Origin of the sequence: Pseudomonas sp. RSB 5.4, from assembly GCF_037126175.1 — a bacterium.
In the GTDB taxonomy this organism is placed as follows: domain Bacteria; phylum Pseudomonadota; class Gammaproteobacteria; order Pseudomonadales; family Pseudomonadaceae; genus Aquipseudomonas; species Aquipseudomonas fluorescens_H.
In genome coordinates this window covers 3,818,525-3,838,423 of record NZ_CP146986.1, presented here as the reverse complement: position 1 = coordinate 3,838,423, position 19,899 = coordinate 3,818,525, and the positions used below count along the sequence as shown (strand labels likewise).

Genomic DNA, 19,899 nt, shown 5'->3' with positions numbered 1-19,899 from the left:
CTCAGACCTCGGCAGACGTGGCGGCGCGATTGAGCTCGGCCAGGGACAGGTGACGGTCGAACAGCGGCGCAAGGCTTTGGTCGTGGCTGACGAACAGCAAGCTCGACCCGGCTTCGCGGCATTCGGCGAACAGCAGACGAATGAAGTTTTCCCGAGCGTCGTAATCCAGCGCCGAGGTCGGTTCGTCGGCGATCACCAGTTCCGGTTGGCCGATCAACGCGCGGGCGGCGGCGACCCGTTGCTGCTGACCGATCGACAGCGAATCGGCGCGACGACCGAGGATGCTTTCGTCCTTCAGGCCCAGATGGGCGAGCAGGGTGGCGGCGGCCTGATCGACGCTGCCGTGGCGCTGTTTCGCCCGTTCGGCACGCAGTTTGGAGAAGTGGCAGGGCAACTCGACGTTCTCGCGTACCGAGAGAAACGGCAGCAGGTTGAACTGCTGGAAGATGTAGCCGGTGTGATCGACGCGAAAGCGGTCGCGGGCGCCGGCACCGAGTTCGGTCAGTTCCTGGCCGAGCAGGCGAATGCTGCCGCGCCCGGGTTTCTGCACGCCACCGAGCAGGCCGAGCAGGGTGGTCTTGCCACTGCCGCTGGGGCCTTTGAGGAACAGGGTTTCGCCCGGCTCCAGGCGAAACGCCGGGATGTCCAGCAGCGGCGGGTGACCGGGCCAGTTGAAGCCCAGGTCGGACAGTTCGATGAGTGCTTGGGTCATGGCACCAATTTCATGAAGTGAACACGTAACCCCTTGTGGGAGCGGGCTTGCTCGCGAATGCGGTGGATCAGCCAAATCCATGTTGACTGACCCACCGCATTCGCGAGCAAGCCGCTCCCACAGGGGATTGTCGGTGTGATCAGAATTTCAGGGCAGCAGCCTTGGCCGTCACTTCCGTACCTTGCTGGCCGTTCGGGCCGATCAGTTGTACCTGAATTTTCTGGGTGGCCGGGAAGGTATTGAAGAGGTTCGCCAGATCCAGAGTCTTCAAGGCCCCCGGTGCAGCGCAACTGAATTGATAGTGCGCGTGGATTTCGCTGTGTTCATGGTGATGCGCTTCACCGCCCTTGGCATCGTGATCATCATCGTCATGGTCGTCGGCATCCGGTTTGTCGCCGAACAGCGGGCTTTCCAGCTCCTGGCTGGCGACTTTGCAACCAGCGGCGGCCGGCAGGCTGAACAGCGCCAGCGGGTTTTCCAGTTGGGCGCGGGCGGCGGCGACTTTGGCCTTGTCGGCGTCGCTGGTGGCGGCGTGTTCGAAGCCCACCAGGTTCATCGCCGGGCTTTCCAGTTCCAGTTCCAGGGTCTGGCCGTCGAGTGCGGCGTTCAGTCGGCCGACGCCATGTTCGTGGGCGCCGAGGCTGCCGTGCTCATGGTCATGATCGTGCTCATCGGCGGCATGGGCGATGGCCAGCGGCAACAGGGCAAACGGCAAAGCGAGCAGCAGACGACGCATGGCGGTCTCCGGAAAGTAAAGTGAAGAGTTTGTTATGTAATCTTATAACGAAAGTCCGCAGAGTTTGCCCGTGCGCTTGGCGTTGCACAAGTCCCGTGGGAGCATGCAGGTCAGAAATGTGCAGGAGCGAAGCAGATGTTGCGGATACGCGGAACCGTCGGCGCGATGCCGGTGGATTTGACGGTGGAGCTGGATGACAGCGATTGGGCAAAGCTTGGCGCAGCCCTTGGCGCGCAGTCGCAGGGCGATCAGCCTGAAGCGGCATTGAGCGCGCCGGCAGCGAAACCGCTGAACCAGGACGATGCGTTGTGGCAGGTCGCGCAGGATCTGTTGCGCCAGGCCAGGCAACTCAGCGGGCCGGATCTTCTGGAGCAGCTTGAGGGCCTGACCGGCAGCGCGGCGGCGGGCAAACGCCTGCTGGTGCGATTGCGCCACAGTTCACAGGTGAAAGTGGCGAGCGGCGGCGATACGCCGCTCTACAGCTGGGTCGAGTGAGCCGCAAAGGATCGCAGCCTGCGGCAGCTCCTACAGGTTCAGCGTTCATCCGCAAATACGGGTGAACACGATCGAATGTAGGAGCTGCCGAAGGCTGCGATCTTTTGATCTTAATAAAGCGCAGCGAATACTTTACGGCGGTAAGCGGTCACCAGCGGGTGATCGTTGCCCAGCAGTTCGAACACCTGCAGCAACGTCTTGTGCGGCAGACCCTCGCCATAGCTGCGGTTACGGATGAACAGCTTGAGCAAGGCTTCCAGCGCCGCTTCGTATTGCTGACGCGCCAGTTGCTGGATCGCCAGTTGATACACCGCTTCGTCGTCCTGCGGATCTTTGGCCAGGCGCGCCTTGAGGTCGGCAGCATCCGGCAGATCACGGGCAAGTCCCAGGAATTTGATCTGCGCCTTGGCCCCGGCCAGTGCAGCCTTGTGCTCATCGCTCTTGACCGCGTCGAGCACGGTTTGCGCTTCGCCCAGTTCGCCGCGTTCGGTCAGGCAGCGGGCGTAGAGGATCAGCGCCTTGGCGTTGCTGTTGTCTTCGGTGAGCATCACCACCAGCGCCGCTTCCGCGTCAGCGTAACGACCGTCGTCGAACAGCGCCTGCGCCTGTTCGAACGGATCGGCGGCGGCCGGCGGCGGCATCTGCACATGCGGCTCAAGCAAGGCGCGTACGGCGGATTCCGGTTGCGCACCGGCAAAACCGTCCACCGGTTGACCGTCCTTGAACAGCACCACGGTCGGCAGGCTGCGGATACCGAAGCGGGCCACGATGTCCTGCTCGATGTCGCAGTTGACCTTGGCCAGCAGCAGTTCGCCCTGATAGCTCTCGGCAATGCCTTGCAGCATCGGCATCAATGCCTTGCACGGCGCACACCATTCGGCCCAGAAATCCACCAGCACCGGTTTGTTGAAGGAAGCTTCGATCACCGACTGGTCGAAATCGGCAGTCGTGGCGTCGAAGATGTACGGCGTTTGCTGACTCATGGGAGATCTCGTAAAAGCGTGGATGGGGCAACTATACGGCTTGGCGGGGTGTGGCCGGAAGCGGGGGCAGGTTTAGAGATGTGTTGCCTGATAGGACGCCTTCGCGAGCAAGCTCGCTCCCACAGGGGGAACGCAATCCAAATGTGGGAGCGGGCTTGCTCCGGGCGGCGATCCGACGAAGCTTTTTAGCTCCGCCGCGCGTGGTACAGGCTCACATGCCGAAATTCTTCCGGCTCCGCCAGATCCGGCAAGGTCATCGCCTCAAGCATTTCGATGCGCTCATATAACGGATGGCGAAAATCCCGAACCCGCGAATCCGCCACCAGCGCCTCGCGGCCACGGCTGAGAAACGCGTCGAGCAGCGGCAGGTTCTCACGGTCGTAGAGCACATCCGCCACTAGGATCAGATCGAAGCGATCAGCCTCGGCAAAGAAGTCCGTCGAATAGCTCATCTGCACATCATTGAGTTCAGCATTGGCCCGGCACGCAGCAATCGCCAGCGGATCAAGATCGCAAGCCACCACCTCCAACGCCCCGGCCTTCACCGCCGCAATCGCGGCGATCCCGGAGCCGGCGCCGAAATCCAGCACCCGCTTGCCGCGCACCCACTCCGGAAACTCCGCCAGATAGCGCGCCACCGCCAGGCCGCTGGCCCAGCAGAAACTCCAATACGGCGGTTCGTGGAGGATGCGCCGGGTTTCGTCGGGACTGAATTCGCGATCCATGTTGTCGCCGTCGATCAGCCACAGCTGCAAATCGGTACCCGGCAATGCACAGGCCTTGAGCCGGGCATCACCGAGCAATTCACCTAACGCCAGTTGCAGGTCGAGCGGTGGCGTCATGGCGCTTTGACAAATTGCAGCTGGCCCAGCGCCTGAGTGGTCGGCTGGGTAATGGGTTGCGACGGCAGATGCAGGATCAACTGGCCGGACTGCGTGGCACGGCCGCGCAGCTCAACCCGCGCGCCGGCGGGGAATGCTTCGGGGTTGAAACGCAGACGGAACGGCAACGCCTGGTTATTGCCTATCAGCGTGGAACTGGCGAGCAACTGTTGCGGGCGGGACTTATCGTCGATCACCAGCAACGCCAGTTCGACTTCGGCCCCGGCTGGCACGCCTTGCAGGGTGCCGCTCAGTTCCCGTTGATAAGCCGGCAGCGGACCGAGGTCAGCGGCTTCCTGGGCTTTTTTCTGCGCCTGTTGTGGCGCCGGGCCCGGCGTGGGCGGCTGCGGCTTGGGTTTATCGCTGCCACAGGCCACCAGCAGGGCGAAAAGACTGAGCAAAACGAGCGGTCGTAGCGACATTGGCAGCTCCAGAAAATGAAATCCGTGGATCAAACGATCATGCCCGTCTGTATACCGCAAACCCTATGGCTTGTCTTGCCACCGGGATGCGCTACCATGGCCCTCCCTTTTTTTGTTGCCAGCCACCATGCACTGTCCCTTCTGCGGTGCCAACGACACCAAGGTCATCGACTCGCGTCTGGTCGCCGAGGGCGAACAGGTGCGCCGCCGGCGTGAATGCCTGGCCTGCGGCGAGCGTTTCACGACATTCGAGACGGCCGAACTGGTGTTGCCGCGCCTGATCAAAACCGACGGCAGCCGCCAGCCGTTCGACGAAGAAAAGCTCCGTGCCGGCATGCAACGCGCCCTGGAGAAACGTCCGGTGAGCGTCGAGCGCCTCGAATCCTCTCTGGTTCACATCAAGCACAAGCTGCGCGCCACCGGCGAGCGCGAGGTCAAATCCCTCGTGGTCGGCGAACTGGTGATGGCCGAGCTGCAAAAGCTCGATGAAGTGGCCTACATCCGTTTCGCCTCGGTGTACCGGCGCTTCCAGGATCTCAATGAGTTCCGCGAAGAGATCGACCGCCTCGCCCGCGAACCGGTGAAAGAATGACCAGCGCCGCCGAGCAGGCGATCCTCGACGCCCACTTCATGGCGCGCGCGCTTGAACTGGCGCGCAAGGGTCACTACACCACCCATCCCAATCCACGGGTTGGCTGCGTGATCGTGCGTGACGGGCAGATTGTCGGCGAAGGCTTTCACGAGCGCGCCGGCGAACCCCACGCCGAGGTCCACGCCCTGCGCGCTGCCGGTGAACTGGCCCGCGGCGCCACCGCTTACGTGACCCTTGAGCCGTGCAGCCACCATGGCCGCACACCGCCGTGCGCCGATGCGTTGGTGACTGCCGGGGTGGCTCGGGTGGTCGCCGCGATGCGCGATCCGAATCCACAGGTCGCCGGGCGTGGCTTGCAGCGTCTGAGCGATGCCGGGATCGCCACCGAAAGTGGCGTGCTCGAAGCCGAGGCGCGCCAGCTCAATCAAGGTTTCCTGAAGCGCATGGAACACGGCTTGCCGTTCGTGCGGGTCAAGCTGGCCATGAGTCTCGACGGTCGCACGGCGATGGAAAGCGGCGAGAGCCAGTGGATCACCGGCCCAGCCGCACGTTCTGCCGTACAGCGTTTGCGCGCGCAGGCGGCCGTGGTGCTGACCGGCGCCGACACCGTACTGGCTGACGGCGCACGCCTGACCGTACGCGCCGACGAACTGGGTCTGGATGCCGAACAAACTGCACGGGCCATGAGCCGTCCGCCGCTGCGGGTGCTGGTCGACGGGCGCCTGCGGGTGCCGCTGGACGCGCCGTTCTTCAAGGCCGGCCCGGCGCTGGTCGCGACGTGCATGGCGGTCGAAGAACAATACGCCAATGGCCCGGAATGCCTGATCGTGCCGGGTGACGACGGTCAGGTCGATCTGCATCAACTGCTGATCGAACTGGCCAACCGTGGCGTCAACGAAGTGCTGGTCGAGGCCGGCCCGCGCTTGGCTGGCGCGTTCGCCCAGCTCGGTCTGGTCGATGAGTTCGTGATCTTCATTGCCGGCAAGTTTCTCGGCTCCACGGCGCGGCCGTTGCTGGACTGGCCGCTGGCCTATATGAAGGACGCTCCCGAGCTGAAAATCACTGAAATCCGCGCGGTTGGCGATGACTGGCGAGTCACTGCGACGCCAGTCGTTTCGGCGAGCGTATAATTCCCGGCCATCGCGTTAGCGCTGGCTTCGTTCTCAAGGAGAACCCCATGTTTACCGGCATCATCGAATCCATCGGCAGTATCCGCGCACTGACCCCAAAGGGCGGTGATGTGCGGGTGCATGTCGAAACCGGCAAGCTCGACCTGAGCGACGTCAAACTAGGCGACAGCATCGCCGTCAACGGCGTGTGCCTGACGGCGGTTGAGCTGCCGGGCAACGGCTTTGCCGCCGACGTCAGCCGCGAAACCCTCGACTGCACCGCCATGAATGACCTGAAAAGCGGCAGCCCGGTCAATCTGGAAAAAGCCCTGACCCCGACCACCCGTCTCGGCGGCCATCTGGTCAGCGGCCACGTCGACGGTGTCGGCGAAGTGGTGTCGCGCAGCGACAATGCTCGTGCGGTGGAATTTCGCATTCGCGCGCCGAAAGAACTGGCCAAGTACATCGCCCATAAAGGCTCGATCACCGTCGACGGCACCAGCCTGACCGTGAACGCGGTCGATGGCGCCGAATTCATGCTGACGATCATTCCGCACACCCTGAGCGAAACCATCATGGCTTCCTACAAGCCGGGCCGCCGGGTGAACCTGGAAGTCGATTTGCTGGCGCGTTATCTGGAGCGTTTGCTGTTGGGTGACAAGGCTGCAGAGCCGACCGCCGGTGGCACGATCACTGAAAGCTTTCTGGCCGCCAACGGCTACCTCAAATCCTGACTGAAGGGGGTGCCTTGTGGCGCTCAATAGCATCGAAGAACTGGTTGAAGACATCCGCCAAGGCAAGATGGTCATCCTCATGGATGACGAAGACCGCGAGAACGAAGGCGACCTGATCATGGCCGCCGAATGCTGCAAGGCCGAGCACATCAACTTCATGGCCAAGCACGCCCGCGGCCTGATCTGCATGCCGATGAGCCGCGAGCGCTGCGAGCTGTTGAAGCTGCCGTTGATGGCCCCGCGCAACGGTTCCGGTTTCGGCACCAAGTTCACCGTATCGATCGAAGCCGCCGAAGGCGTCACCACCGGTATCTCCGCCGCCGACCGTGCGCGCACCGTGCAAGCGGCTGCGGCGAAAGACGCCAAGGCTGAAGACATCGTCAGCCCGGGGCACATCTTCCCGCTGATGGCTCAGGCCGGTGGCACCCTGGCTCGTGCCGGTCACACTGAGGCCGCCTGCGACCTGGCGCGCATGGCCGGTTTCGAACCAAGCGGCGTGATCTGCGAAGTGATGAACGACGACGGCACCATGTCCCGTCGCGCCGAACTGGAAGCGTTTGCCGCCGAACACAACATCAAGATCGGCACCATCGCCGACCTGATTCACTACCGGATGATCCACGAACGTACCGTTCAGCGGATTGCCGAACAGCCGCTGGACAGCGAACTGGGCCAATTCAACCTGGTGACCTATCGTGATTCGGTGGAAGGCGACGTGCACATGGCCCTGACGCTGGGCACGGTTTGCGCCGAAGAGCCGACCCTGGTTCGCGTGCACAACATGGACCCGCTGCGCGACCTGCTGATGGTCAAGCAACCGGGCCGCTGGAGCCTGCGCGCCGCGATGGCTGCGGTGGCCGAGGCCGGCAGTGGTGTGGTGCTGTTGCTCGGTCACCCGCTCGACGGCGACGTGCTGCTGGCGCATATCCGCGAAACCGGTGAGCAGGCAGCGGTGAAAAAACCGACCACTTACAGCATCGTCGGTGCCGGTTCGCAGATCCTGCGTGACCTCGGCGTGCGCAAAATGCGCTTGATGTCTGCGCCAATGAAATTTAATGCGATATCCGGTTTCGATCTGGAAGTTGTAGAATACGTGCCCTCCGAATAATGACCCGGTGAATTCGGCATTGTTGACGTAGATCCTTGTGGTGAGGGGATTCATCCCCGACGGGCTGCGCAGCGGCCCTATTTGGTTGGGACTGCTGCGCAGTCCATCGGGGATAAATCCCCTCGCCACAGGGTGTAGTCGAGCAGCAATGCGGTTTTTTCCGGTCATGAATTTGTGGCTAATATCACTGAGGGATGCGTACGAAACGCGTCCCGGCTCTTTAAGAGATCTGACGAATGACCCTGAAGACCATCGAAGGTACCTTCATCGCCCCTAAAGGCCGCTACGCTCTGGTAGTGGGCCGTTTCAACAGCTTCGTGGTTGAAAGCCTGGTCAGCGGTGCAGTTGATGCCCTGGTTCGCCACGGCGTGAGCGAAAGCGACATCACCATCATCCGCGCACCTGGCGCCTTCGAAATCCCGCTGGTTGCGCAGAAAGTCGCTCAGAAAGGCGAGTTCGCAGCCATCATCGCCCTCGGCGCGGTCATTCGTGGCGGCACTCCGCACTTCGAATACGTGGCTGGCGAATGCACCAAGGGCCTGGCCCAGGTGTCCATGGAGTTCGGCGTACCGGTCGCGTTCGGCGTCCTGACCGTTGATTCCATCGAGCAAGCCATCGAACGTTCCGGCACCAAGGCCGGCAACAAAGGTGCTGAAGCTGCCCTGTCCGCTCTGGAAATGGTCAGCCTGCTGGCGCAGTTGGAGGCCAAGTGATTAGCGACGATAGCGATCGTTTCAACCCGCGCGATCCGAAACCTGCGGATGCCGGCAAGCCATCGAAAAGCGTCAAGCGTCGCGAAGCCCGTCAGCTCGCGACTCAGGCTCTGTATCAGTGGCACATGGCCAAGGCTTCGCTGAACGAAATCGAAGCGCAGTTCCGCGTTGATAACGATTTCACCGATGTCGATGGCGCGTATTTCCGCGAAATCCTTCACGGGGTTCCGGCGAGCCGCACCGAAATCGATACTGCGCTCAAGCCTTGCCTGGACATCGAAATCGAAGAGCTGGACCCGGTTGAACTGGCGGTTCTGCGCCTGTCTACCTGGGAACTGCTCAAGCGCGTCGACGTGCCGTACCGCGTGGTGATCAACGAAGGTATCGAGCTGGCGAAAGTCTTCGGTTCGACCGACGGCCACAAGTTCGTCAACGGTGTACTCGACAAGCTGGCTCCGCGCCTGCGTGAAGCTGAAGTCAAGGCGTTCAAGCGCTGATCAGCGCTTGATATCGCAATGGGCGAGTTTGAGCTGATCCGCAATTTCTTCGCCGCCGCGCCTTGTGCGCAGGGCGGCGAGGGCGTTGCCCTGGGGATCGGCGACGACTGCGCCTTGCTGGCGGTTCCCCCCGGGGAGCAGTTGGCGATTTCCACCGATACGCTGGTGGCCGGCGTGCACTTCGCCGATCCCTGCGATCCGTTTCTGCTCGGTCAGCGCTCGCTGGCCGTTGCGGTCAGCGACCTGGCCGCCATGGGCGCCACGCCCGTTGCCTTTACCCTTGCCCTGACTGTGCCGACGGTGACCGCCGATTGGCTGCAAGCCTATGCCCGCGGTTTGAACCGCATGGCGCAGAGCTGCGGCGTCGCGCTGGTTGGCGGCGACACCACCCGTGGACCATTGAGCCTGACCGTCACCGTATTCGGTCGCGTTCCGGCCGGGCAGGCGTTGACCCGCAGCGGCGCACAACCGGGCGACCTGCTTTGTGTTGGCGGCGAACTGGGCAATGCCGCCGGTGCCTTGCCGCTGGTGCTTGGCCAGCGTGAAGCCGACACTGATATTGCCGAGCCGCTGCTCAGTCATTACTGGTCGCCGCAACCGCAACTCGGGCTCGGTCAGGCCTTGCGCGGCAAGGCCACCTCGGCCCTGGATATCTCCGATGGCCTGCTTGCCGATTGCGGCCATATCGCTCTGGCTTCGCAGGTGCGGCTTGAGGTTGAACGCGAGCGCGTACCGTTGTCCGATGCTTTAGTGGCGTTTCTCGGCCAGCGTGGCGCCGAACGGGCGGCGTTGAGCGGCGGCGATGACTATGTGCTGGCCTTCACGCTACCGTCCGTCGAGTTGCCGGCACTGCTGGCCGATGGTTGGCCGATCCATGTGATCGGGCGTGTGGCGCAGGGCCAGGGTGTGGTGCTGCTGGATCGCGAAGGACACGACATCACCCCGCAAATCCGGGGTTATCAACATTTTCAGGAGACACCGTGACAGATCACCCGAAACAGGTTCCGGCCGAATTCGTTCCGCCGTCGGTCTGGCGCAATCCCTGGCATTTCCTCGCGTTCGGCTTCGGCTCCGGCACCTTGCCGAAAGCGCCGGGCACGTGGGGTTCGTTAGTTGCGCTACCCTTTATTCCGTTGTGGCAGATGTTGCCCGACTGGGGTTACTGGCTGATGCTCGGGATCACCATGCTGTTCGGCTTCTGGCTGTGCGGCAAGGTCGCCGACGATTTGCGGGTACACGACCACGAAGGCATCGTCTGGGACGAAATGGTCGGGATGTGGATCACCCTGTGGCTGGTGCCGGAAGGCTGGTACTGGTTGCTCGCGGGGTTCCTGATGTTCCGCTTCTTCGACATTCTCAAGCCATGGCCGATCCGCTGGATCGATCGGCATGTCCATGGCGGCGTCGGCATCATGCTCGATGACGTGCTGGCCGGCGTGTTCGCCTGGCTGGCGATGCAGGGACTGGTGTGGATTTTCGCCTGATCCGGATTGTCAGGGTTAAGTGGGGAGACTAAGGATGGTTAGTCGCTGGCTGGCGCTGGTGTTTTTTACCTTGCTGGGCACTGTCGCCAGTGCGCAGGAAGCTGCGCCGACGCCCGCGGTCATCCATCTGGCCAGCGAAGACTGGGAAGACTACACCGCCGCTGACGGTCACGGCCTGGGCTGGGACGTGCTGCGCAAGGTCTTCGAACCGGCCGGGGTGAAGCTCGACATTCGCAGCGAACCATACACTCGTTCAGTTGGGCTGGCCCAGCGTGGCGAGGTCGATGCTTGTGTCGGTTCTTATCATGAAGAATTCAGCGACCTGCTCTATCCGCGCTGGAATTTCGACACCGACCACATCTACGCCCTGGGCCTGGCGAGTAATCCAGCACCGACCCCGGAAACCCTCGGCCAATATCGGCTGGCTTGGGTTCGTGGTTACGACTATCAGAATTATCTACCCGGCGTGCGCAACTTCAACGAGGTCGTGCGACGTACCGGGATCCTCTCGATGCTCACCCACAACCGTGCTGACTATTACATCGATGCGCAGACCGAAATCGATTACGTGGTTGGCCGGGCCAAGGATCCGACGCAGTTTCGCAAGACCCACATCGCCGAATTGCCGCTGTACCTGTGCTTCGCCGATACGCCGCAAGCGCGCACGCTGATGGCGCTGTTCGACAGGCGCATGGAGCAGTTGGTGAAGAGCGGCGAGCTGAAGCCGATTTTCGAGCAGTGGAAGCAGCCGTATCCATTTGATACGCCCTGATTGCGAATCTTGTGCCCAACACTGTCCCCCTGTGGGAGCGGGCTTGCTCGCGAGTGCGGTGGTTAAGCCAGCCTATTGCCGACTGACACGACGCCTTCGCGAGCAAGCCCGCTCCCACAGGGAGGGGCCACGCCAACCGGGTGTTATCAAACTTTTTGATCGTTATGCCCGATAATTCAGCCTAAGCGCCTGCCGGAACCTGCTGTTACAATGCCGGCCTGCGAATCTTCAGACTTTTTAGATCAGGAGCACACAGGTGCCTGTCGTTTTTGTCGCCGCTTGCAAGCTGCCAACGCCTTTTGCGCAATTCACCATGCACGGTTTTCTCGATGAAGCCACCGGCCGCGAGCACGTTGTGCTGAGCCTGGGTGAAATTGACGACGGTGCCCCGGTCCTTGGCCGGTTGCATTCCGAGTGCCTGACCGGTGATGCCCTGTTCAGCCAGCGCTGCGACTGCGGCTCGCAACTCGAAGCGGCGCTCAAGGCCATCGCCCGCGAAGGCCGCGGCGTGCTGCTGTACCTGCGTCAGGAAGGTCGTGGCATCGGTCTGCTGAACAAGATCCGCGCCTACGAGTTGCAGGACGGCGGCGCCGACACCGTGGAAGCCAACGAGCGTCTGGGCTTTGCCGCCGATCAGCGTGACTACGCGATGTGCCTGCCGATGCTGGAGCACCTGGGCGTGAAGTCGCTGCGCCTGATGACCAACAACCCGCGCAAGGTCAAAGCCCTGACCGACATGGGCATCGTCGTCGCCGAACGCGTGCCGCTGCACACCGGCCATAATCCGCACAACAAGCTCTATCTGGCGACCAAGGCCAGCAAGCTCGACCACATGATGGGCAACGAGCATCAGGGCGAGGTCGACCGCGCGTGACCCGCGGTCAGGTGCGCCGCCGTTTGGCGGTCGACTGGTGGAAATATCTGGCACTGGCGCTGCTGCCGTTGTTCGTGCTCAACGCACTGTTCGGCCAATATGAAGCGTTTCTGCCGGTACTGACCATGCCAATGTTCATTGCCGGCGTGGCCTCGATGTTTGTCAGCCTGAAGTTTTTCGGTGGCTACAAACACGCACTGATCGCCACCCAGAAAGCCCTCGATACGCCTGCCGAGCCGGCGGCCTGGATCGCGCTCGCGGCCCGTCGCCGTATTGCGTTCCTCGCTGCATCGTTGCCGGCATGGATCGGTGCGCTGGCCGTGTTCGTCGGCCTCGAAGCCGTACCGCTGATGCTGCTGGCGCTGTCCACGGCCGTGCTGTTCTACCTCTATCGCATCCCGCGTCAACTCGGCTGATGCGTCGTCTGTGGCTGGCGGTGCTGCTGCTGGCCGTCGCCGGCCCGGCGCTGGCGAGTCTGCGGGTGGTCAGCCTCGCGCCTTCGCTGTCGGAAATCGTTGTCGAGCTGGACTCGGCCGATCTGCTGGTCGGCGTGCTCGATGCCGGCGAGCGTCCTGCCGCGCTCAAGGATGTCCCGTCAGTGGGCCGCTACGGTCAGCTGGACATGGAGCGTCTGCTCAGTTTGAAGCCCGATTTGTTGCTGTTGTGGCCTTGCAGTGTCGGCCCGGCGCAACGCGATCAACTCAAACGCCTGAACATCCCGACCTACGTCGCCGAACCGCACAATCTCGAACAGCTTTCTGCACAGATCGAAGCCATTGCCGCGCAACTCGGCCGGCCTGAACGTGGGGTGACACTGGCGGCGGATCTGCGCCAGAAACTCGATGACCTGCGCCAACGCTATCGCCGGGAGACGCCGCTGACAGTGTTCTATCAAGTCTGGGACAAGCCGCTGTACACCATCGGTGGCGGGCAGATCATCAGCGATGCGCTTGAGGTATGCGGCGCGCGTAATGTGTTTGCCGATCTGAGTCTGCCGGCGCCGCAGGTCAGTATCGAAGCGGTGTTGCAGCGCGATCCCGCGGTGATTCTGGCCGGTGATCAGGCCCAGCTTGATGCCTGGAAAGCCTGGCCGCAGGTGGCGGCGGTGAAGCAGGGGAAACTACTGTTGGTTACTGATAAAGGCCTTGAGCGCCCGAGTGGGCAGATGATCGAGGCAACCGCCAAACTCTGCCATTTGATTGCGCCTGACCGCTGAGACCGAGGTGAATTCTTCGCGAGCAAGCCCGCTCCCACATTTGGAATGCGTTCCCACTGTGGGAGCGGGCTTGCTCGCGAAGAGGCCAGTCGAAGCAGCGCAAATTCTGGATCAGAGCTCCGGCGTCCAGGTCACCCCAAACACCCAGGCCCGACCTTCCTCGCGATAGCCGTACTGGCTGCCGTCATAGCTGTAGAGCGCGCGGCTATAGCCTTTATCGAACAGGTTCTCGATCTTCATATCCAGTTTGATCTCGCGGTTCAGTGCCCAACTGCTGCGCAATCCGATCAAGCCGTAGCCGCCCAGTGACTGGGTGTTGTCCTTGTCGTCGTAGCTACTGCTTACCGCCTGCCAACTGGCGCCCAGACCCAGTCGGTCAAACTGCCGATCCAGATCCCAGCTCATCGTGCGCCGTGCGCGGCGGGCCAAGGTGTGCCCGGTATCGCGATCGCGCGGGTCGATGATCGCCACGCCGAGATTGCTCTGCCAGCCGAACAGCTCCTGCTTCAATGCCGCTTCGAAACCGTTGATCCGTGCCGAGGCCACGTTCTCCGGGCGTGAGTTGCTGCCGAAGATGATCGCGTCTTCCAGGTCGGTGCGATAAATCGAAGTTTCCAGGCGACTGGAATCGCTCAACTGGCTACGCCATTGCAACTCGTAGCTTTTCGAGGTTTCCGGTTTCAGGTTCGGGTTGCTGAAATCCGGGTAGTACAGGTCGTTGAAGGTCGGCGCGCGGAAGCCTTCGCTGTAGCTCAGCAGCAGATCGTTGTCCGGGTTCAGCGGCAGGGTAAAGGTGCCGCTCCAGGTGTTCTGGCTGCCGAACTGCTGATTGTCGTCGTGGCGCAGGCCCAGCTCCGTGGAGAAGCTGTCGGCCTGATAGCGATGCTGGATGAACGCCGCGCGGTTCCAGCGGCTGTCCTCGTCGAACGCGGTGCTGCTGTTGACCCGGTCTTCGTACCAGTCGCCGCCGAGGATCAGGCTGTTGCGCGCATCCAGAGTCAGGTCGTTCTGCCAGTTCACCGAATCGCGATAGGTGTTGAAAACCGTGCGCTCGTCGCTGAGTTTGTCGAGGGTCTTTTCGCGGTTTTCGGTGTGACCGAATTCGACGCGGGTTTTCCAGATTTCGTTGACCCGGGCATCGACGTAGCTGCTGATACTGCTGACGTTGAAGTCGCTGTAGGGCTGCTGTTGCACCGACTCGAAAGTGGTCGTATCGAAGCGCCCGAACGGGTTGTCGAACTCGCTTTTGCCGCGGTTATCCAGCAGGTTGGCGCCGACTTCGATGTCATCGGTCAGCGCATGGCTGAGACTCAGGCTGACGGATTGATTGCGATAGGCATCGTGATCGCTGTCGCTGGGGTAGGACTCGTGCGTACGGTCGATACCGGCAGTGTCATCGAGGCTGGCGCCCAGGTTGAAGCGGGTTTTCTCGTCGCCACCCGACAGGCCGAGACTGCGTTCCCAGGTCTGGTTGCTGCCGAAACCGACGTGCAAGCGAGGCTGTAAACCTTGCTCGTTACCGCGCCGGGTGAAGATCTGGATCACCCCGCCAATCGCATCGCTACCGTAGATCACCGAACGCGAACCGCGCAGCACTTCCACGCGTTCGATCTGGTCGATGTTCAGGTGCTGCAGGTTGCTGTCGCCGGAGGTCGAACTGCCGATGCGCTGACCGTCGACCAGCACCAGACTCTGCGCCGACTGGGTGCCGCGAATGTAGATCCCCGGCAGGCTGCCGCGCCCACCGGCCTGCGCCACCTGCACGCCCGGCACCCGTTGCAGCAGGTCGGTGACGCTGCTCGGTTGCAGGCGGTCGATGTCTTCGCGGGTGAACACGGTGTTGGCGGCGCTGCTGTCGTTGCGCGCTTCGACCTGGCGGTTGGCGCTGATCAGCGTGTCCGGCAGTTTCAGGGCCTGATCGCGTTCGAAGCTGTCTGCGAGGGCATTGGCGGTGTGAAGCAGGAAGAAGGGCAGGGCGAGGCGCGAGAAGTTCATCGGTGATCCATTGGGTATTTCTGATGTACACAAATCAAATGTGGGAGCGGGCTTGCTCGCGAAGGCGCCGGTTCAGTCAACTCATCATCGACTGAACCGGCGCCTTCGCGAGCAAGCCCGCTCCCACATGGGTATTGCGTGTTACTTGTTGAGCAGTTCCAGACGCTCACGAATCGAAGCTTCGATTCCCGCTTCGTCCAGCCCGCACTCGGCCAGCATCTGCGCGGGTTTGGCGTGCTCGACGTAGATGTCCGGCAAGCCCAGATGCAGCATCGACTTGAGAATGTTCTCGCGCGCCAGGAACTCGCTGACCGCGCCACCGGCACCGCCCATGACCGCGTTCTCTTCGATCGTCACCAGCAACTCGTGGTTGCCGGCGATTTCGCGCACCAGTGCCTCATCCAGCGGCTTGACGAAGCGCATGTCGACCACGGTCGCATCCAGCTTCTCGGCGACTTTCAGCGCTTCGCTCAGTTGCACGCCGAACACCAGCAGGGCGACTTTGCTGCCCTGGCGACGGACGATGCCCTTGCCGATTTCGATCGGCTCCAGATCCTTGTCGATGGTCGCGTTCGGGCCAGTGCCGCGCGGGTAGCGCACGGCCGCCGGGCCGTTGTACAGGTGGCCGGTGGTGAGCATCTTGCGCAATTCGTTTTCATCGCTCGGGGTCATGATGACCATCCCCGGGATGCAGCGCAGGTAGGACAGATCGAAGCTGCCGGCGTGGGTCGGGCCGTCTTCGCCCACCAGACCGGCGCGGTCGATGGCGAACAGCACGTCGAGGTTTTGCACCGCGACGTCATGCACCAACTGGTCGTATCCGCGTTGCAGGAACGTCGAGTAGATCGCCACCACAGGCTTGGCACCTTCGCAGGCCATGCCGGCGGCGAACGTCACCGCGTGCTGTTCGGCAATCGCCACGTCGAAGTAGCGCAGCGGGAAACGTTCGCTGAACGCCACCAGGTCCGAACCTTCCTTCATCGCCGGGGTGATGCCGACCAGACGCGGATCAGCCGCCGCCATGTCGCACAGCCATTCGCCGAACACCGCCGAATACTTCGGCCCGCCAGCCTTTTTCGGCGCAGCGGCCGGAGCGTCGAGCGGTTCGAGCTTGGTGATCGCGTGGTAACCGATCGGATCGACTTCTGCCGGGGCGAAGCCTTTGCCTTTCTTGGTGACGATGTGCAGGAACTGCGGGCCTTTCAGATCGCGCATGTTGCGCAGGGTAGCGATCAGGGTTGGCAGGTCGTGGCCGTCGATCGGGCCGATGTAGTTCCAGCCCAGCTCTTCGAACAGGGTGCCGGGAACCAGCATGCCTTTGGCGTATTCTTCGGTGCGACGGGCGATTTCCCAGGCGCCGGGCAGGCGCGACAGGACTTTCTTGCTGCCCTCACGCATGCTCGCGTAAGTGCGGCTGGAAAGGATCTTCGCCAGATAATTCGACAGACCACCGACGTTGCGCGAGATCGACATGTCGTTGTCGTTGAGGATCACCAGCATGTTGGCGTTGACTTCCGGCGCATGGTTCAGCGCCTCGAAGGCCATGCCGGCGGTCAGCGCGCCGTCACCGATCACCGCAATCGCCTTGCGATCGCTGTTTTGCAGGCGGGCGGCAATGGCCATGCCGAGCGCGGCGCTGATCGAGGTGCTGGAGTGGCCGACGCCAAAGGTGTCGTACTCGCTCTCGGCGCGACGCGGGAAAGCGGCGATGCCGTCCTTCTGGCGCAGGGTTTCCATGCGCTGGCGGCGACCGGTGAGGATCTTGTGCGGATACGCCTGATGACCGACGTCCCACACCAGCCGGTCATCCGGGGTGTCGAAGACGTAATGCAACGCGATGGTCAGCTCGATGACGCCCAGGCCGGCACCGAAATGCCCACCGGTCTGGCCGACCGTGTAGAGCAATTCCAGGCGCAACTCATCGGCCAGGGTTTCCAGCTCGGCTTCGCCTAACCGGCGCAGGCCGTCCGGCGTGTTCGCGCGGTCGAGCAGGGGCGTGGTCGGGCGCTTGCGGGGAATCTCATGAAACGTCGTGGGCATCAGGCGAATCGTTATAGGTATAAAAGATGCGGCAGTTTACCTGATGCATCGCCCCCTGCCCACGCGTTGGTCTTTTTTGGCAGGTTGGCGTTCAGTTACGCCGCTCGACGATATACCGGGCCAGGTCGCGCAAAGGCTCGGCTGCCGCGTCAAACGGTCGCAGCGCGTGCAGTGCCTGATCGCGCAGTTCCAGGGCGTAGACCTTGGCCGCGTCCAGCCCCAGCAAGGCCGGGTAGGTCGGTTTGTCGCGGGCGATGTCGGCGCCCTGGCGTTTACCGAGGGTTTCGGTATCGCTTTCGACGTCGAGAATGTCGTCCTGCACCTGGAAGGCCAGACCGATGGCCTGTGCATAAGTCTGCAGGGCTTTGAGTTCATCCTGCTCGGCACGGCCGCTGGCCAGGGCGCCGAGTTTGACGCTGACTTCGATCAGCGCGCCGGTCTTGTGCCGGTGCATCTGCTCCAGTGCTTGCTGATCCAGCTTCAGACCGACCGAACCGAGGTCGATGGCCTGACCGCCGACCATGCCCGCCGGGCCTGCCGCATGCGCCAGCGCCGTGACCTGTTGCAAACGGATGTCAGCGTCGAGGCTGCTCAGGCGCGGGTCGAGCAGGGCGCTGAAGGCCAGGCTCTGCAAGCCGTCACCGGCAAGAATCGCGCAGGCTTCGTCGAATTTCTTGTGAGTGGTGGGCTGGCCGCGACGCAGATCGTCGTCGTCCATCGCCGGCAAATCGTCGTGCACCAGCGAATAGGCGTGGATCAGCTCCACCGCGCAGGCCGCGCCGTTGGCTTGCTCAGCCTTGCCACCGAGCGCTTCGCACGCGGCGTAGGCCAGCAGCGGGCGCACGCGTTTGCCGCCGATCATCACGCTGTAGTGCATTGCCTCATACAAGCGCGACAGTTCCGGCAGCGGAGCCTTGAAGAGGATTTCCAGTGCCGCATTGACCCGCGCCTGACTGGTCGCCGAATACGCCGCAATCATTCTGGCTGTTCCGCGTCGAAGGGTTCCTCGGCGAGTTCGCCATCGCGCTCCAGCAGCACTTGCACCTTCTGCTCGGCCTGGGCCAGCGCTGCCTGGCAGTCACGGGTCAGGCCGATGCCCTGCTCGAAAGCGGTCAGCGAGTCTTCCAGCGACAATTCACCGTTCTCCAGACGCTCGACCAGCGTTTGCAGGTCGGCGAGGGACTGTTCGAAATCCAGTGCAGCTTTTTTGCGGGCCATGGCGGCGATTTCCGGTTGACGTTAAACCGGCGCGACACTAGCAGATAGGGGGTTTATGGGCAAATGAGGTGCCCCGGACGACCCCGCTTTACTGTGGCGAGGGAGCTTGCTCCCGCTGGGTTGCGTAGCGACCCCAAAACCCGCCACCGCAGTTTTTCAGGCAGATTGCACTGACCGGATTGGGCCTGCTGCGCAGTCCAGCGGGAGCAAGCTCCCTCGCCACAGTATTTGTGGTGACTTATGAAGGTTGGAGCTTATTCGGCTCATTTTGTGAGCCGAATAACGCTTCTATTCGGCTCACGCCCAACAAACCTGCGTGAATCCCACAGCAAATCCAGATGTATCCGATTGTTAAAAAACTGCCGAATCGCTAATCTTCGCGCCTTCTACGACCCGCTAGTCACGGGGTCTTTCAGACGAAACGCAGTTTCCACCGCTGTGAAGTACCGAGGATCGGGTGCAAGGTTTCGTTCAGGCATGGCAGGAGGCACTACATGCGTTCATTTCTTTTGTTGCTGATCGGTCTGGCTGGCGCGCCTGCGCTGCTGGCGGCGCCGACTGCCGAACTGTCGGAACCGTCGGGCGGTTGGCGCTACAACGGTCTGCTTGATCGCAGTGAAAACCCGCAAGTCGCCTATCCGACGCCGCCAATCGACCGTGGCATCCAGCGCAATCGCACGATGATCCAGGGCCAGCTCAAGGCCATCGGCAATCAACGCGGGCCGCACACGCTGGCGGTCAATGGCAATCCACTGAATCTGTACACCGACGATGACGGGCGATTTGCCCGCCCGTATGCGTTCGGCGCCGGTTCCAACAGTGTCGAAGTGCGCAGCGCCGAGGGGCAGTCGCTCAAGCGCGTGCAGTTCTACGAAGCGAACAACCTGCGCACTCCGGCGAAAATCCGTGTGGTGCTGGGTTGGGACGATCCCAAGGCCGAACTCGACCTGCACATCATTACGCCCGACGGTCAGCACGCGTTTTTCGCCCACACGGCGCTGACCAACGGCGGCGGTCTGGACCCGGATGGCGTCGATGGCCCCGGCCCGGAAATGTTCACCATGACCGCGCCGCTGCATGGCACCTATCTGGTTTACGTCAACTATTGGGGCAACTTTGGCGACGGCGGCTATAACTTCGAGGAGGCCAGCAATCAGAACGAGGTCATCACCTCGCAAATCACGCTGGTGCTCAACGAAAACACGGTCGACGAAAAACGTGAAACGTTCATCGTGCCCCTGCGGGCGATCGGTGATCTGCTGCTGGTCAAGACTTTCAACTATTAAGCATCCCGCTCCACGGATGAACTTCGGGTTTT

Annotated in this window: 23 protein-coding genes; 14 read left to right on the top strand and 9 right to left on the bottom strand. The window is 62.3% G+C overall.

All coding sequences use genetic code 11. From position 1 onward, the window contains the following. Nucleotide 1: 1 nt before the first annotated feature. Nucleotides 2–712: an ABC transporter ATP-binding protein gene (locus tag V9L13_RS17350; protein ID WP_007966120.1), complete on the bottom strand. Its 711-nt coding sequence runs from the start codon at nt 710–712 to the stop codon at nt 2–4. Nucleotides 713–851: 139 nt separating this feature from the next. Then, nucleotides 852–1,448, bottom strand: a complete 597-nt coding sequence (locus tag V9L13_RS17345; protein ID WP_262141717.1) for a DUF2796 domain-containing protein — start codon at nt 1,446–1,448, stop codon at nt 852–854. Between the two features lie 135 nt (nt 1,449–1,583). On the opposite strand from V9L13_RS17345, the gene V9L13_RS17340 reads away from it, so the two are divergent. Continuing rightward, nucleotides 1,584–1,943, top strand: a complete 360-nt coding sequence (locus tag V9L13_RS17340) for a hypothetical protein (RefSeq protein ID WP_226501035.1) — start codon at nt 1,584–1,586, stop codon at nt 1,941–1,943. Between the two features lie 110 nt (nt 1,944–2,053). Here V9L13_RS17340 and trxA read toward each other — a convergent pair whose 3' ends face one another. From trxA to V9L13_RS17325, 3 genes are all read right to left on the bottom strand, one after another. Beyond that, nucleotides 2,054–2,926 (bottom strand): thioredoxin, encoded by an 873-nt coding sequence (gene trxA, locus V9L13_RS17335; protein ID WP_262141719.1) that lies wholly within the window; start codon nt 2,924–2,926, stop codon nt 2,054–2,056. A 185-nt stretch (nt 2,927–3,111) separates the two neighbouring features. Then, on the bottom strand, nt 3,112–3,768 hold the full coding sequence (locus tag V9L13_RS17330; protein ID WP_338800107.1) for a 50S ribosomal protein L11 methyltransferase: 657 nt from the start codon (nt 3,766–3,768) through the stop codon (nt 3,112–3,114). Next, on the bottom strand, nt 3,765–4,229 hold the full coding sequence (locus tag V9L13_RS17325) for a YbaY family lipoprotein (protein WP_338800106.1): 465 nt from the start codon (nt 4,227–4,229) through the stop codon (nt 3,765–3,767). Before V9L13_RS17325 ends, V9L13_RS17330 begins: the two co-directional genes overlap by 4 nt. Nucleotides 4,230–4,356: 127 nt before the next feature. Between V9L13_RS17325 and nrdR the strand changes: the two genes are divergently transcribed. From nrdR to V9L13_RS17265, 12 genes are all read left to right on the top strand, one after another. Further along, a complete protein-coding gene (gene nrdR / locus V9L13_RS17320; protein WP_003228656.1) occupies nt 4,357–4,821 on the top strand; it encodes a transcriptional regulator NrdR in 465 nt (154 codons plus the stop codon). After that, nucleotides 4,818–5,951, top strand: coding sequence for a bifunctional diaminohydroxyphosphoribosylaminopyrimidine deaminase/5-amino-6-(5-phosphoribosylamino)uracil reductase RibD (ribD, locus tag V9L13_RS17315; RefSeq protein ID WP_338800105.1), 1,134 nt, complete (start codon nt 4,818–4,820; stop codon nt 5,949–5,951). The genes nrdR and ribD overlap by 4 nt, the downstream gene beginning before the upstream one ends. Nucleotides 5,952–5,998: 47 nt before the next feature. After that, a complete protein-coding gene (locus V9L13_RS17310) occupies nt 5,999–6,664 on the top strand; it encodes a riboflavin synthase (RefSeq protein WP_098965821.1) in 666 nt (221 codons plus the stop codon). Nucleotides 6,665–6,680: 16 nt separating this feature from the next. Continuing rightward, the gene (ribBA, locus tag V9L13_RS17305; RefSeq protein WP_003228650.1) at nt 6,681–7,772 is read left to right on the top strand and encodes a bifunctional 3,4-dihydroxy-2-butanone-4-phosphate synthase/GTP cyclohydrolase II; all 1,092 of its coding nucleotides are present in this window, start codon (nt 6,681–6,683) and stop codon (nt 7,770–7,772) included. Between the two features lie 236 nt (nt 7,773–8,008). Next, entirely contained in the window at nt 8,009–8,485 is a 477-nt protein-coding gene (gene ribE, locus V9L13_RS17300; RefSeq protein WP_003228649.1) for a 6,7-dimethyl-8-ribityllumazine synthase, read from the top strand. Beyond that, on the top strand, nt 8,482–8,982 hold the full coding sequence (nusB, locus tag V9L13_RS17295; protein WP_003228643.1) for a transcription antitermination factor NusB: 501 nt from the start codon (nt 8,482–8,484) through the stop codon (nt 8,980–8,982). The genes ribE and nusB overlap by 4 nt, the downstream gene beginning before the upstream one ends. 18 nt (nt 8,983–9,000) lie before the next feature. After that, complete coding sequence (gene thiL, locus V9L13_RS17290) at nt 9,001–9,966, top strand: thiamine-phosphate kinase (protein ID WP_103522157.1); 966 nt, start codon at nt 9,001–9,003, stop codon at nt 9,964–9,966. Then, nucleotides 9,963–10,466, top strand: coding sequence for a phosphatidylglycerophosphatase A (locus V9L13_RS17285; RefSeq protein WP_003228639.1), 504 nt, complete (start codon nt 9,963–9,965; stop codon nt 10,464–10,466). Before thiL ends, V9L13_RS17285 begins: the two co-directional genes overlap by 4 nt. Before the next feature lie 34 nt (nt 10,467–10,500). After that, a complete protein-coding gene (locus V9L13_RS17280) occupies nt 10,501–11,238 on the top strand; it encodes a transporter substrate-binding domain-containing protein (RefSeq protein WP_338800104.1) in 738 nt (245 codons plus the stop codon). A gap of 256 nt (nt 11,239–11,494) precedes the next feature. Next, nucleotides 11,495–12,112 (top strand): GTP cyclohydrolase II, encoded by a 618-nt coding sequence (ribA, locus tag V9L13_RS17275; protein WP_003228637.1) that lies wholly within the window; start codon nt 11,495–11,497, stop codon nt 12,110–12,112. Continuing rightward, on the top strand, nt 12,109–12,528 hold the full coding sequence (locus tag V9L13_RS17270) for a hypothetical protein (RefSeq protein WP_003228636.1): 420 nt from the start codon (nt 12,109–12,111) through the stop codon (nt 12,526–12,528). Before ribA ends, V9L13_RS17270 begins: the two co-directional genes overlap by 4 nt. Continuing rightward, a complete protein-coding gene (locus V9L13_RS17265) occupies nt 12,528–13,328 on the top strand; it encodes a cobalamin-binding protein (RefSeq protein WP_338800103.1) in 801 nt (266 codons plus the stop codon). Before V9L13_RS17270 ends, V9L13_RS17265 begins: the two co-directional genes overlap by 1 nt. Nucleotides 13,329–13,439: 111 nt before the next feature. Here the strand turns inward: V9L13_RS17265 and V9L13_RS17260 are convergent, their stop codons facing one another. From V9L13_RS17260 to V9L13_RS17245, 4 genes are all read right to left on the bottom strand, one after another. After that, a complete protein-coding gene (locus V9L13_RS17260) occupies nt 13,440–15,323 on the bottom strand; it encodes a TonB-dependent receptor (RefSeq protein ID WP_338800102.1) in 1,884 nt (627 codons plus the stop codon). Between the two features lie 141 nt (nt 15,324–15,464). After that, a complete protein-coding gene (gene dxs / locus V9L13_RS17255) occupies nt 15,465–17,363 on the bottom strand; it encodes a 1-deoxy-D-xylulose-5-phosphate synthase (RefSeq protein WP_103521353.1) in 1,899 nt (632 codons plus the stop codon). Nucleotides 17,364–17,454: 91 nt separating this feature from the next. Beyond that, complete coding sequence (gene ispA, locus V9L13_RS17250) at nt 17,455–18,342, bottom strand: (2E,6E)-farnesyl diphosphate synthase (RefSeq protein ID WP_338800101.1); 888 nt, start codon at nt 18,340–18,342, stop codon at nt 17,455–17,457. Continuing rightward, the gene (locus tag V9L13_RS17245) at nt 18,339–18,581 is read right to left on the bottom strand and encodes an exodeoxyribonuclease VII small subunit (RefSeq protein ID WP_003228627.1); all 243 of its coding nucleotides are present in this window, start codon (nt 18,579–18,581) and stop codon (nt 18,339–18,341) included. Before V9L13_RS17245 ends, ispA begins: the two co-directional genes overlap by 4 nt. 494 nt (nt 18,582–19,075) lie before the next feature. On the opposite strand from V9L13_RS17245, the gene V9L13_RS17240 reads away from it, so the two are divergent. Continuing rightward, entirely contained in the window at nt 19,076–19,867 is a 792-nt protein-coding gene (locus V9L13_RS17240; protein WP_103521354.1) for a DUF2135 domain-containing protein, read from the top strand. Nucleotides 19,868–19,899 lie beyond the last annotated feature (32 nt).

Bases quoted from the DNA above. Each gene is read 5' to 3' on its own strand.
- trxA (WP_262141719.1), bottom strand. From the start codon at position 2,926: ATGAGTCAGCAAACGCCGTACATCTTCGACGCCACGACTGCCGATTTC.
- V9L13_RS17310 (WP_098965821.1), top strand. From the start codon at position 5,999: ATGTTTACCGGCATCATCGAATCCATCGGCAGTATCCGCGCACTGACC.
- dxs (WP_103521353.1), bottom strand. From the start codon at position 17,363: ATGCCCACGACGTTTCATGAGATTCCCCGCAAGCGCCCGACCACGCCC.
- V9L13_RS17330 (WP_338800107.1), bottom strand. From the start codon at position 3,768: ATGACGCCACCGCTCGACCTGCAACTGGCGTTAGGTGAATTGCTCGGT.
- thiL (WP_103522157.1), top strand. From the start codon at position 9,001: ATGGGCGAGTTTGAGCTGATCCGCAATTTCTTCGCCGCCGCGCCTTGT.
- ispA (WP_338800101.1), bottom strand. From the start codon at position 18,342: ATGATTGCGGCGTATTCGGCGACCAGTCAGGCGCGGGTCAATGCGGCA.
- V9L13_RS17350 (WP_007966120.1), bottom strand. From the start codon at position 712: ATGACCCAAGCACTCATCGAACTGTCCGACCTGGGCTTCAACTGGCCC.
- ribD (WP_338800105.1), top strand. From the start codon at position 4,818: ATGACCAGCGCCGCCGAGCAGGCGATCCTCGACGCCCACTTCATGGCG.
- ribE (WP_003228649.1), top strand. From the start codon at position 8,009: ATGACCCTGAAGACCATCGAAGGTACCTTCATCGCCCCTAAAGGCCGC.
- V9L13_RS17325 (WP_338800106.1), bottom strand. From the start codon at position 4,229: ATGTCGCTACGACCGCTCGTTTTGCTCAGTCTTTTCGCCCTGCTGGTG.
- V9L13_RS17345 (WP_262141717.1), bottom strand. From the start codon at position 1,448: ATGCGTCGTCTGCTGCTCGCTTTGCCGTTTGCCCTGTTGCCGCTGGCC.
- nrdR (WP_003228656.1), top strand. From the start codon at position 4,357: ATGCACTGTCCCTTCTGCGGTGCCAACGACACCAAGGTCATCGACTCG.
- V9L13_RS17340 (WP_226501035.1), top strand. From the start codon at position 1,584: ATGTTGCGGATACGCGGAACCGTCGGCGCGATGCCGGTGGATTTGACG.
- V9L13_RS17280 (WP_338800104.1), top strand. From the start codon at position 10,501: ATGGTTAGTCGCTGGCTGGCGCTGGTGTTTTTTACCTTGCTGGGCACT.
- V9L13_RS17265 (WP_338800103.1), top strand. From the start codon at position 12,528: ATGCGTCGTCTGTGGCTGGCGGTGCTGCTGCTGGCCGTCGCCGGCCCG.
- V9L13_RS17240 (WP_103521354.1), top strand. From the start codon at position 19,076: ATGCGTTCATTTCTTTTGTTGCTGATCGGTCTGGCTGGCGCGCCTGCG.
- V9L13_RS17260 (WP_338800102.1), bottom strand. From the start codon at position 15,323: ATGAACTTCTCGCGCCTCGCCCTGCCCTTCTTCCTGCTTCACACCGCC.
- V9L13_RS17245 (WP_003228627.1), bottom strand. From the start codon at position 18,581: ATGGCCCGCAAAAAAGCTGCACTGGATTTCGAACAGTCCCTCGCCGAC.